Source organism: Pseudorhizobium xiangyangii, assembly GCF_020531965.1.
GTDB classification, from domain to species: Bacteria; Pseudomonadota; Alphaproteobacteria; order Rhizobiales; family Rhizobiaceae; genus Neorhizobium; species Neorhizobium xiangyangii.
The window spans coordinates 53,852-66,023 of sequence record NZ_JAJAWH010000013.1; the positions used below are offsets into that span (position 1 = coordinate 53,852).

At 60.3% G+C, this 12,172-nt stretch carries 13 protein-coding genes; 7 read left to right on the plus strand and 6 right to left on the minus strand.

The features are described 5' to 3' along the window. Positions 1–5: 5 nt before the first annotated feature. The 5 genes from LH464_RS13440 to LH464_RS13460 all read right to left on the minus strand — a co-directional run bounded on the left by LH464_RS13440 (position 6) and on the right by LH464_RS13460 (position 3,782). Positions 6–818, minus strand: a complete 813-nt coding sequence (locus LH464_RS13440; RefSeq protein WP_226786910.1) for a CbbQ/NirQ/NorQ/GpvN family protein — start codon at positions 816–818, stop codon at positions 6–8. Positions 819–877: 59 nt separating this feature from the next. Then, positions 878–2,221 (minus strand): cbb3-type cytochrome c oxidase subunit I, encoded by a 1,344-nt coding sequence (locus LH464_RS13445; RefSeq protein WP_226786911.1) that lies wholly within the window; start codon positions 2,219–2,221, stop codon positions 878–880. 21 nt (positions 2,222–2,242) lie between these two features. Further along, the gene (locus tag LH464_RS13450; protein WP_226786912.1) at positions 2,243–2,695 is read right to left on the minus strand and encodes a c-type cytochrome; all 453 of its coding nucleotides are present in this window, start codon (positions 2,693–2,695) and stop codon (positions 2,243–2,245) included. A gap of 251 nt (positions 2,696–2,946) precedes the next feature. Further along, on the minus strand, positions 2,947–3,225 hold the full coding sequence (locus LH464_RS13455) for a cytochrome C oxidase subunit IV family protein (protein ID WP_226786913.1): 279 nt from the start codon (positions 3,223–3,225) through the stop codon (positions 2,947–2,949). A gap of 5 nt (positions 3,226–3,230) precedes the next feature. Then, positions 3,231–3,782, minus strand: coding sequence for a cytochrome c oxidase subunit 3 (locus LH464_RS13460; protein WP_226786914.1), 552 nt, complete (start codon positions 3,780–3,782; stop codon positions 3,231–3,233). A gap of 116 nt (positions 3,783–3,898) precedes the next feature. Between LH464_RS13460 and LH464_RS13465 the strand changes: the two genes are divergently transcribed. Then, complete coding sequence (locus LH464_RS13465; protein ID WP_226786915.1) at positions 3,899–4,054, plus strand: hypothetical protein; 156 nt, start codon at positions 3,899–3,901, stop codon at positions 4,052–4,054. A gap of 93 nt (positions 4,055–4,147) precedes the next feature. Here LH464_RS13465 and LH464_RS13470 read toward each other — a convergent pair whose 3' ends face one another. Then, positions 4,148–5,131 carry a substrate-binding domain-containing protein gene (locus LH464_RS13470; protein WP_226786916.1) on the minus strand — a complete coding sequence of 328 codons (984 nt, stop codon included), beginning with the start codon at positions 5,129–5,131 and terminating at the stop codon, positions 4,148–4,150. Between the two features lie 310 nt (positions 5,132–5,441). Between LH464_RS13470 and LH464_RS13475 the strand changes: the two genes are divergently transcribed. The 6 genes from LH464_RS13475 (at position 5,442) to LH464_RS13500 (ending at position 12,053) form a co-directional block, all read left to right on the plus strand. Continuing rightward, complete coding sequence (locus LH464_RS13475) at positions 5,442–6,488, plus strand: ABC transporter substrate-binding protein (protein WP_226786917.1); 1,047 nt, start codon at positions 5,442–5,444, stop codon at positions 6,486–6,488. A 111-nt stretch (positions 6,489–6,599) separates the two neighbouring features. Beyond that, positions 6,600–7,409 carry an ATP-binding cassette domain-containing protein gene (locus LH464_RS13480; RefSeq protein WP_226786918.1) on the plus strand — a complete coding sequence of 270 codons (810 nt, stop codon included), beginning with the start codon at positions 6,600–6,602 and terminating at the stop codon, positions 7,407–7,409. Further along, positions 7,406–8,647 carry a sugar ABC transporter permease gene (locus tag LH464_RS13485; protein ID WP_226786919.1) on the plus strand — a complete coding sequence of 414 codons (1,242 nt, stop codon included), beginning with the start codon at positions 7,406–7,408 and terminating at the stop codon, positions 8,645–8,647. The genes LH464_RS13480 and LH464_RS13485 overlap by 4 nt, the downstream gene beginning before the upstream one ends. 17 nt (positions 8,648–8,664) lie before the next feature. Then, a complete protein-coding gene (locus LH464_RS13490) occupies positions 8,665–9,393 on the plus strand; it encodes an SDR family oxidoreductase (RefSeq protein ID WP_226786920.1) in 729 nt (242 codons plus the stop codon). A 22-nt stretch (positions 9,394–9,415) separates the two neighbouring features. Continuing rightward, a complete protein-coding gene (locus LH464_RS13495; RefSeq protein ID WP_226786921.1) occupies positions 9,416–11,026 on the plus strand; it encodes an FGGY-family carbohydrate kinase in 1,611 nt (536 codons plus the stop codon). Positions 11,027–11,162: 136 nt separating this feature from the next. After that, a complete protein-coding gene (locus tag LH464_RS13500) occupies positions 11,163–12,053 on the plus strand; it encodes a sugar phosphate isomerase/epimerase family protein (protein ID WP_226786922.1) in 891 nt (296 codons plus the stop codon). Positions 12,054–12,172: the final 119 nt, after the last annotated feature.

Below are 12,172 nucleotides of genomic sequence, written 5' to 3' on the forward strand. Positions count from 1 at the left end.
TCGCCTCAGGGAATGATCGCGTCAGCTACTTCGCGCAGGGCCTGCCGGACATCCGGATCGTCGGTCAGCGGCTCGATCATCGCTGCCAGTATGGCATCGCGCGGGCGCAGCCCACCTTCGATAAGCGAGGCGCAGTAGACCAGCAGGCGCGTCGAGACACCCTCCTCCAGGTCATGGCCCTTCATCGCGCGAAGTCGATGCGCAAGATTAACGAGGGGCGCAACATGGCGCTCGTCAAGGCCGCTTTCGGCCGTCACGATCGCTATCTCCTGGTCCTTCGGGAGGAAGTCGAACTCGATCGCCACGAAACGCTGCTTGGTGGACGGCTTCAGGGCCTTCAGAATGCTCTGATAGCCAGGATTATAGGAAACAACGAGCATGAATTCGGCCGGCGCCTCGAGTATCTCGCCGGTGCGCTCGAGCGGCAGAATGCGGCGATCGTCTGTCAGCGGGTGTAGAACGACTGCGACGTCCTTGCGGGCCTCGACGATCTCATCGAGGTAGCAGACGCCGCCGCTGCGGACCGCGCGTGTCAACGGCCCGTCAACCCAGACCGTGTCCCCGCCCTTCAGCAGGTAACGGCCCGTCAGGTCGGCTGCAGCAAGGTCGTCATGGCAGGATACAGTCGACAGAGGCAGGCCAAGTTGTGCGGCCATATGACTGACGAAGCGGGTCTTTCCACATCCTGTCGGACCCTTGAGGAGCAGCGGCAGCCTGCGCTTCCATGCAAGCTCGAACAGCTCGCACTCGTTGCTGGCCGGAATGTAGTGGGGCACGAGCCGTTCGCCCTGCGCCGTTGCGGATAAGTTCAAGGTCATCGTTCAGGTCCTTTCTAGGAGGGGAGTATGCGGCCCCGTTCAAGACGGGGCCGCACCACTTATTCGGCCGGAACTGCCGTAGCGGCGGAGGCATGCCGCTCGCGGCCGGGGACGAACAAGGCCCAGAGGAACATCAAGGCGGAGATCAGGACGAAGACGCCCGACCCGAGCCGTACCCAGTAGAACATCGCGAGCTGATCCTGAACGTCCATGTAGCTTTCGCCCAGGACCCGCTGCAGGTGGACCTGCAACACACCCGCGAAGGTCAGCGCAAAGGTCATTACCGACATCGCTGTGCACATCATCCAGAAGCTGACCATGGAGAGCATCTGGTTATAGGGCGCCCTCCCGAGGATCTCCGGTACCGCATAGGCCATGACGGCGAGGTTGAGCATCACGTAGGCACCGAAGAAAGCGAGGTGGCCATGTGCGGCGGTCACCTGGGTGCCGTGGGTATAGAAGTTAACCGACGACAGCGTGTGCAGGAAGCCCCAGACCCCGGCGCCGAAGAAAGCCATCACCGAGCAACCTATCGACCACAACAGCGCGGCGCGATTGGGATGCTTGCGGCCCGCCTTCCAGGTCATCACGAAGGTGAAGATCATCATGGTGAAGAAGGGTGCGACTTCAAGCGTGGAGAACAGCGAGCCTATCCACTGCCAGTACCCAGGGGCGCCGATCCAGTAGAAGTGGTGGCCGGTTCCGAGGATGCCGGAGAAGAGGGCGAGGCCAACAATGACATAGAGCCACTTTTCGACCACTTCGCGGTCGATACCGGTGAGCTTGATCATCAGATAGGCGAGGATCGAAGCCATGATCAGTTCCCACACACCCTCAACCCAGAGATGGACAACGTACCACCAGTACATCTTGTCGAGCGCCAGATTCGTCGGGTTGTAGAAGGCGAACAGGAAGAAGATCGCGACACCCCAGAGACCGAAGATCAGGATGTTGGTGACCACCGTCTTGCGGCCCTTGAGAACCGTCATGGTGATGTTGAACAGGAACATCAGGCAGACGACGACGATGCCGACCTTGATGATGAAGGGCTGTTCCAGGAACTCGCGCCCTTCGTGGATCTTGAACATGTAACCGACGACGGCAACCGCCGCGGCGACAAGGAAGATCCAGAACTGGGCGATGGCGATCTTGGGGCTGTAGAGCTCCGTCTCGGCTTCTTCCGGAAGGAGATAGTAGGTCGCTCCCATGAAGCCGATCAGCAGCCAGACGATCAGTGCGTTCGTATGGATCATCCGCACGATATTGAACGGCAGAAGCTCGGAGAGCGTGTTGGGCAGCACGTAGATCGTTCCGGCGAGAACACCGAAAAGAACCTGCGCCACGAAGAGGCCGAGGGCGCCGTAGAAATACAGCATCGCGACCTTTTGGGTTTGATATTTCATCGTATACTCCTTTCCCTCAGGTCAACCGGCGTCGTTCGGCGGCCAGTTCTGCGTATTGATTTTGCTTGTCCATTCGAGGAAGTCGGCCAGGTCGTTGAGTTCCTGCTCCGTCAGATTGAACTGTGGCATCTGGCGGCGGCCTTCGATGCCTGTCGGCATGGCGGCCATCCAGGCCTTCAGCGTCTCGCGCGCAGTTTCCGCGTCTTCATGCCCGCCGTAGCGCTTCCAGACGTTCCCAAGTTCCGGTGCGAAATATGCGCCTTCACCGAGGATCGAATGGCAGTTGATACAGGCATTCCTTTCCCAGACATGCTTGCCGCGGGCGACACCGTCGGTCAGCGTCGTTTCGTCGGTCGACGTCGTGCGTATGTAGTAGTGGCTGTGCGCGGTGAGCCCGAGGAAGATCGCGAAGAAGAACGCGGATCCCCCATAAAAGACATTTCTCGCTCCGGTCTTTGTCAGTCGTTCTGACATTCCGAGATCCCTTTCCTGACAACCAACCGAGCAGCGCTCGGTGGGTCTGTTGCGTCGAGGCCACCGACGCGACTTCAGATCGGACTCGGTGGGCCGCAGTCTTCTTCGGCGTTTTTGGAAAGAGCTTCTTTGTGTTTTGGCAAACAGGACGCAGTTGTCGCGGCGACCGTTCAGGCTAACGCAAGGCGAGAGCGGGCACCGCATCCATGGCAATGCCCGCTCTCGTGATCTGAAGTCGGGATAACGTCAGCCTACCAGAGGGAGCCAAGGGCACGTCCCAGGGTGGCGAGGGAAAAGAATGCCGGCCATACCCACAAGGCTGCAGCCATGGCGGGGTGGTCACCTCGAAGACCCATGAAATCAAGGATGATAAGCCGGGCCTTGATGAGGGTCAGGACGAGGATGATCACAATCACGGCCAGAGGAACCGCTTCATGTTTCCATTGCGCCGCAATCAATGCTCCCACGATGGCAAGCATCATCACCCAGTTGGCGCTCGAGAACAGGCGGGAGGACTCTTTTGCTTTCATGACTGCTATCCGAGGTAGATCAAAGGGAACATCACAAGCCAGATCAGGTCGACGATATGCCAGATCGTGGTCGCCATCACGGTGTTCTGCTGGCGTGGCTTGAGGGCGATCAGAAGCAGAACCAACGTCAGAAATGCGACGTGTGCCAGGTGGAAGCCGGTGATGAGGAAATAAAGCTCAAAGAAAGAACCGAACGCCGGATTGGCCGCACTTGCGACTTCCGCGGAATATTCAGCGATCTTTACCGCAATGAACCCCAGTCCGAGAACGGAGGTTGCCGCGAGATAGAGCCTCTGCAGCCGTCGGTTCGAGCCAGCCTGGACCGCGAGAGCCGCTGTCCAACTGCTGGCCAACAGAACGACAGTGTTGAAACCCGCCAGACGTGTCGAAAGCTGCAACTTCCCGGCGGCAAACTCCGCCGGTTGAAAGAACGAGACCACGAGAAAGCCGGCAAACAAAATGCCGAAGGTGACCAGTTCACTCCACACCAGGATCCAGAGAAGCAGGTCTCCACCCTCGTCCGCCGTTTCTGTCGGCGAAACCGCCATGTCTGCCATTTACCATCTCCATTTGCGGACGGGAAAATGGCCGGGGATCAGCGATTGTTCTTTGTCAAATAGCAAAGACGGCACTGGTTTGGCCCCTAGAATGGTCCCAAACAAAGGAACATTCTATGACTGATGCACAAGTCGGCTTAGCACTGGCCACACCGATCATTGTCGGCTTCGCGATCGCCCTTCGAAAAATGGGGGTGCTTCAAGGCTACAGTTCTCTGGCAGCGGTCCTGTTTTCGGTCGCTATTGCTGCGGTATTGTTCTTTCAGCAATAGGCTCCCGTCGCATCAGGGATCCCGCCTTTATCCGTGGGCGCGCGAGGCGCAACCAGACCGCCGCCAATATGGGCAGAGCGGAGGTCACCTCATCTATTCCTGAAACAGCGTCGGCACTTCGATCACACGAGCATCTGCAGGCTCCGAGTCAATCATTTTGAACAACTCCTGCAACATGCCGGGGACATCCTGACGCAGCATGATGATGTTTTCGGTCAGCACCGAGACCAGCGGATCCCAGTCAAAGCACCCGATATGGGGAGGGCAGTCGCCAAAATGGCCGCTTGCCTTGATCCACCGTATCACGCCTTCCAAGGGAATGGTGGAGCTGACGAACATGGCCGCTGGAAGCTTGCCGTGCTTGGCCGCAAGCTCGCCAAGCGCGCGTTCAGCCTTTTCCGGCGCATAGCCGGTCGCCAGGATCATGGTGTCGTCTACGGCAATTCCGGCCTCTGAATGCGCGTCACGAAATCCTTGAATACGCTCGGTCGTGTTATGATCGGGTCGTCCGCCGACATACAGCAGCGGCTGGCCCGGCACACGATCGCCTGCCGAAGCCGCCAGAATGCGCTGTGTGAGCGCATTGGCGCCTCCACGGTTATCCGAAATGACCGAGGGCGCAAGTCGTCCCGGAAGGTCGAGATTGAGCGAACGCACGCCGGCTGCCGCGCAGATTTCGGTGATGCGATCCGGATCGGTGGCGCCGGTCGCAATCAGGCAATCCACCTGGTGTGCGATCATGGCGCGCGCAGCCTGTATCTCCAGCTCCGAATCGCGTTGCGTACAGGTAACGATTGGAAAGAGCCCCCGATCGCGCGCCATGGATTCAAATTTCTCGACGATCGATCCAAAATAGCGGTTGTCGTACTTGGGGACAATCATTCCAATCAGATGCGACTTGTCCCGCCGAAGGCCGCTGGCCTGCATGTTCAGTGCATAACCCTGCTCGTCTGCGATACGGGTGATCCGTTCCGCCAGTGCCACGCTGATACGCCGCTTTTTCCATGTTCCGTTCAACACCGAGCTGACCGCCGTCGGCGAGGCTCCGGACAGTGTCGCCAGATCATAGATCGTCATGCGCCTACCCGGTGCTTTACTCTCTTTGGCCAAATCCACTCTCCTCTTTGCTGCACCAGCTTGACAGCCAGATTTGGCTTATGCAAGTGTGCTGCATCGGTTGAGCAAAGATGCTCCACCGATTGAACAGATCCAAGGCATCCTGATGCTGCGGGGGGAGAAGCTTGAGCAAACCTCATTCGGCACGGCATTCCCGTGAAGATTGGCGGATGTATCGACGGCACGGGAGATGCGCCGGCGTAAGCAGATTTTCTGCTGCAATTCAGCGAGGCTGATTGGAAATTCGGAAATTTATGGAGGAGATGAATTGATGAGAAAGCACACTCTGCGTGCCGCTGTCAGCGCCCTCGGGCTGCTGGTCGGCAGCGCCGCCATGGCCCAGACCAGCGGCACCGTTGCGTTTCTGATGCCCGACCAGGGATCGACCCGCTATGAGGAGCACGACTACCCCGGCTTCAAGGCCGAAATGGCGAAGCTCTGCCCCGATTGCACGGTGATCTATCAGAACGCTAACGCCGACATGTCGCTGCAGCAGCAGCAGTTCAATTCTGCGATTACGCAGGGGGCAAAGGTCATCGTACTTGACCCCGTTGATTCTGCCGCGGCCTCAGCTCTTGTAACCATGGCACAGTCCCAGGGCATCAAGGTCATCGCCTATGACCGCCCGATTCCAGATACTCCGCCGGATTACTACGTGTCTTTCGACAACGAGGGCATTGGCTACGCCATTTCGAGGTCGCTGGTTGACCACATGAAGGCCGAGGGCATCCCGGAAGGTTCGGGCGTGCTGCAGATCAACGGTTCGCCCACCGACGCGGCCGCTGGCCTGATCCGTGACGGCATCCACCGCGGCCTGGCTGAATCGGGTTACAAGACCCTGGCTGAGTTCGACACGCCGGACTGGAAGCCAAGCGAAGCGCAGGAATGGGCTGCCGGTCAGGTCACCCGCTTCGGCGCCGAGATCAAAGGCGTCGTAGCTGCCAATGACGGCACCGGCGGTGGCGCGATCGCAGCCTTCAAGGCAGCTGGCGTCGATCCGGTTCCGCCGGTCACCGGCAACGACGCGGTCATCGCGGCGCTGCAGCTGATCATCTCCGGCGATCAGTACAACACCATCTCCAAGCCTTCGGAGATCGTGGCGGCAGCGGCGGCCAAGGTTGCCGTACAGCTTCTCAAGGGCGAAACCCCAGAGGCCAAGACCAAGCTGTACAATGCTCCGTCCGAGCTCTTCGTGCCTGCCGTCGTAACGGCCGAAAACATCAAGGCCGAGATCTTCGACAAGGGCATTCAGACGCCGGAAGAGGTGTGCACTGGTGAGTATGCCGAAGGCTGCAAGGCCCTGGGCATCACCAAGTAGACGAAGCGACCTATTGGCGCGCCGCGCGCGCCGATAGTTCTGCATCCGGCCGGTCCCTCCCGCCGGCCGGATGTTCACTGTTTGGTATCTGTTTACGTGAGGGTTATCGCAATGACGCATTCCACCCGGCCGCCTGAACAGGGTGAGACAATTCTCAGTCTTAAAGGCGTATCAAAGAAGTTCGGCGCGGTCTCAGCGCTGACCGACATCGAACTGGACGTGCGTGCCGGTGAAGTGGTGGCGTTGGTTGGCGACAATGGCGCCGGAAAATCCACGCTGGTCAAGGTTCTGGCAGGCGTGCATCAGCCGACCTCCGGGACGGTCGAATTCATGGGTCGCGAGGTTACGCTGGACAATCCGGCAACTGCATTGAACCTCGGCATCGCCACTGTGTTCCAGGACCTCGCGCTCTGCGAAAACCTCGACGTCGTGGCAAACCTCTTCCTTGGCCACGAATTGAACCCTCTGCGTCTAAACGAGGTGCAGATGGAGGTTCGGGCCTGGACATTGCTCAGGGAGCTTGCCGCCCGCATACCGTCGGTGCGCGAGCCTGTGGCCTCCCTGTCGGGCGGCCAGCGTCAGACTGTGGCTATTGCGCGTTCCCTGCTTCTCGACCCCAAGATCATCATGCTCGACGAGCCGACGGCTGCGCTTGGAGTTGCGCAGACCGCCGAGGTCCTGAATCTGATCGAACGCGTCCGCGACCGTGGACTGGGCGTCATCATCATCAGCCACAACATGGAAGATGTACGTGCCGTCGCCGACCGGATTGTCGTGCTGCGGCTGGGGCGCAATAGCGGGATTTTCACCCCTGACGCCAGCAATCATGAACTTGTCGCCGCAATCACCGGAGCGACAGAAAATGCCGTCTCGCGCCGCACTCAGCGCAAGGCCGTAGAAGTTGAAGGACCCCGTGTATGAGCGAGGCAAAGATTACACCACTTGACCGTGCCGATGAACGGGTGCGCCACGACGACACGATTAAGGGCGCGGTCCTGGCCTTTGTGGATCGAGTCCGCTCGGGCGATCTGGGAATGCTGCCCGTCGCGGTTGGCCTGGTCGTCATATCGGCGGTATTCACCAGCCTGAACCCGCTGTTCCTTGCGCCTAACAACCTTGTAAACCTCCTTTTCGACTGCGCAACCGTCGGCGTCATTTCGCTGGGTATCGTCTGCGTCCTGATGCTGGGCGAGATCGACCTTTCGGTCGGTTCGATGAGTGGGCTTGCCTCGGCCCTGATCGGAATGTTCTGGGTGAACATGGGCCTGCCCCTCCCGCTCGCCATCCTGATTGCCCTCGCCGCAGGTGCGCTGATCGGGGCGATCTATGCCTCGCTCTTCAACTGGATCGGCATGCCAAGCTTTATTTCAACGCTGGCCGGCCTGTTGGCGCTTCTGGGCTTCCAGCTCTATCTGCTGGGCACGAGTGGCTCGATCAATCTGCCCTACGCTTCGTCGATGGTAAAATTCGGCCAACTCCTGATCATGCCGGCCTGGTTCTCCCACACGGTTGCGTTGTTGCCCGGGATCGTTTTGCTCTGGAGCGGCCTGGGTGTCGCCAGGCAGCGCAAGACAGTGGGGCTGACCGCCCAGCCGCTCAGCATGCTTCTGGTCAAGGTGGTCGCATTGACGGCGGCATTGGAATTTGCCGTCTGGTATCTGAACCTTGGTCGAGGCGTGCCGTGGATGTTCGGCCTGTTCGTCCTTTTGGTCGTGATAATGAACTACGCGCTGACACGCACGAAGTGGGGTCGCTCGATGTTTGCCGTGGGCGGCAACCGCGAAGCCGCGCGTCGCTCGGGCATCAACGTCAAGCGCATCTACCTCTCGGCCTTCATGTTGTGCTCTACCCTGGCGGCGCTGGGCGGAATGCTGTCAGCTTCGCGGCTGGCATCCTCCAGCCAGCAAGCCGGCACGGGTGACGTGAACCTGAACGCGATAGCCGCGGCAGTCATAGGCGGCACCAGCCTCTTTGGCGGCCGTGGCAGTGCCTATTCCGCGCTACTGGGCATCATCGTCATTCAGGCCATTTCGAACGGGCTGACGCTTTTGAACCTCTCGTCGAGCCTGCGTTACATGATCACCGGTGGCGTCCTCGCCGTCGCGGTCATCGTCGACTCGCTGGCGCGCCGCTCCCGTGCGGCTCACGGCCGCGGCTGATCCAATTGGAGAATAACATGTCGGAAGAAATGAAGGGCAAAGTCGTCGCCATTACCGGTGCGGCCTCTGGGATCGGGCTGCAATGCGCCCGAACGCTGATAGACGCCGGGGCGACAGTGGTGCTGATCGACCGAGCCGAGGAGCGACTGAAGCAGCTCTGCGCCGAGATCGGGCCGAACGCACTGCCGCTGGTCGTCGATCTGCTTAACGGTCCACAGGTCTCGGCCATGTTGCCGCGCATCCTGGAACTCACCGGACGTCTCGATGTCTTTTACGCCAATGCCGGCTCCTATATCGGTGGCGCGGTGGCCGAGGGTGATCCGGACGCCTGGGACCGGATGCTCAATCTCAACGTCAATGCAGCCTTCCGCTCGGTGCATGCGGTGCTTCCGCACATGATCGCGCAGAAGTCGGGTGACATCATCTTTACCTCGTCGGTCGCCGGCGTGATCCCGGTGGTGTGGGAGCCGATCTACACAGCTTCGAAGTTCGCGGTGCAGGCATTCGTCCACTCTACCCGCCGTCAGGTCGCCCCGCATGGCATTCGTGTCTGCGCTGTGTTGCCCGGCCCGGTCGTGACAGCACTTCTCGACGACTGGCCCAAGGCCAAAATGGACGAGGCGCTGGCCAATGGCAGCCTGATGCAGCCGCAGGAAGTGGCCGACGCGGTGCTGTTCATGCTGACCCGCAAGCGCACAGTCACCGTTCGCGACCTGGTGATCATGCCGAGTAGCCTGGATCTCTGATTTCCGGGAAGGAAGCGCCATCATGACAGAACGCGACGAACGTCTCATCCTCGGTGTCGACGTAGGCACCGGCAGCGCGCGGGCCGGCTTGTTCGACCTTTCGGGCCGGATGCTGGCCTCCGCCAAGCGGGAAATCACCCTCTGGCGCGGCCCCGGCTCCATGGTGGAGCAGTCGTCGTCGCAAATCTGGTCCGCGATCTGCCAATCGGTTCGTGCAGCGCTGGACGAAGCCGGCATCGATCCGGCGCGGGTCGCCGGGGTTGGCTTCGATGCCACCTGTTCCCTTGTCGTACTGGGTGCGGGCGGGACGTCCCTGCCTGTTGGACCCTCGGAAGACCCTTCGCGCGATGTCATCGTGTGGATGGATCACCGCGCTGTCGAGCAGGCCGAGCGCATCAATGTCATGGGCCATGACGTGCTGCGTTATGTCGGCGGCAGCATCTCGCCTGAGATGGAGACGCCTAAACTTCTCTGGTTGAAGGAGAACCGACCCGAGGTTTTCGCCCAGGCATGGCAGTTTTTCGATCTCGCCGATTTCCTGACATGGAAGGCAACTGGCGATCTCGCACGCTCGACCTGCACGGTAACCTGCAAATGGACCTATCTGGCCCATGAACGTCGCTGGGATCCATCCTATTTCCGCCAGATCGGCCTAGGAGAACTGGCGGACGAGGATTTCGATTGTATCGGCAAGCGCGTGGTGGATCCCGGAACACCACTTGGCCAGGGCCTGACTGCAGCCGCTGCCGCCGATCTCGGTCTGCTTGTCGGAACAGCTGTTTCCGCCGGCATGATCGACGCCCACGCCGGTGGCATCGGCACTGTCGGGATCGAGGGTAGCCCCACGACCCATATGGCCTATGTCTTCGGCACCTCCTCCTGCACCATGACCTCGACTGCAGATCCAGTCTTCGTTCCCGGCGTCTGGGGGCCATATTTTTCGGCCATGGTGCCGGGAATGTGGTTGAACGAAGGTGGCCAGTCGGCGGCCGGCGCCGCGATCGACCATCTGATAGAATGCCATCCGGCCGGCGTCGAAGCACAGGAGATGGCGCGCGGGCGCGGCATTCCTGTGTCCCAGCTCCTCACGGAGCGGCTGCTGGCTCATACCTCTTCGATCTCCGACATCGTGCACCATGCTGACGGCCTGCATGTTGTTCCCGAATTCCTCGGCAACCGCGCACCCCATGCCGACCCGCATGCCCGCGCTGTCATTGTCGGGCTTGGGATGGAACGGGGCCTGGACAGTCTCGCTGCACTTTACCTCGCCGGCATCTGTGGCATCGGCTACGGGCTGCGGCAGATCATAGAAACTCAGGCGCAGGCCGGCGCACCGGTCGAGAAAGTCGTAATTTCAGGCGGTGCGGGACAATCGACAATGATCCGCCAAATTCTTGCGGACGCCATCGGCAAGCCGGTGCTCGCTTGTGAGGCAGAGGAGCCGGTTCTTCTGGGTGCGGCAACCTTGGGTTCTGTCGCCGCCGGCCTCTACCCCGATCTTCGAAGCGCGATGGCCGAGCTCAGTCGCGCAGGCGCTACGTTCCTGCCCGCGGATGGGGAGATCGCCTCATTGCACGCAACACGATATCGGGCATTCCAGCGCCTGCAGGCACTGGCGAGAGAAATCCGTTGATGGTGGCTCAGCAAGTGCCCCACCGGTTGATGCGAAGATCACTGATGCCCGTCGCATTTGCAGAGATGCTTCGATCTGGTCATCCGCGCGCACCATCCATGGCCTCGACGTCGCCAATTTCACAGAGGAGATCAAAATGAACAACCGTCTTGGTTTGCACGCCAACGTCTGGGTCGCGGGCTGGAGCGATGAGGAAGCCATCCGTGCGATCGATAAAACAGCCGAATTCGGCTTCGATCTCATCGAGATTTCGGCGATGGCTCCTCACTTGATGAACATTGACCTCACGCGCAAGCGGCTGGAACAGGCGGGTATCGGGGTCACCATGTCCCTGGGCCTGGATGCCGAGAAGGATATTTCCTCGCTTGATCCCGATCGGGTCCGTGCAGGCGAGGCACATCTGATGGATGTGGTTTCGACCGCCCGCGACATCGGTGCCACCCATGTCTGCGGCATCCTCTATTCCGCGTTCCAGAAGTATTCCGAACCCGCAACCTCGGCCGGTGTCGCGTCTTCGATCGAGGTGATGGCACGGGTGGCCGAAAAGGCCGCAGCCAGCGGCATCACGCTCGGCATGGAGGTCGTCAACCGGTACGAGACCAACATGATCAACACGGCAACGCAGGCGGTGGAATATTGCCGACGCGTCGGTGCGCCGAACGTCAAGGTTCACCTCGACGTCTATCACATGAACATCGAGGAGGCCGACGCCGTTGCGGCGATCCAGGCCACCGGCGACTATCTGGGATATTTCCACACCGGCGAAAGCCACCGGGGCTACATGGGCACCGGATCGATCGACTTGAAGTCGATGTTCCAGGCGCTGGCGCGGATCGGCTATGCCGGCCCGATCACCTATGAATCCTTCTCCTCTCGCGTCGTCGGCCAGCCGTTGACCGGTATCCTCGGCATCTGGCGTGAGACCTGGGAAGACGGAGACGATCTCGTACGGCATGCCAAGATGTACACCCAGTCGCAAATGATAGCCGCGCGCAACGCGGTATCTCGCAAGTCTAGCCTCGCCTGAACGGAGGGAGGCAGGCGAAACGAGGGAGGCGGTCCCAGGAAGATGTGAAATGGTCACTTTCGGCTGCGTAGCTGTTTCCTGACCAGACGGGTTCCGCCTTCCTGCACTGCATACGCTCG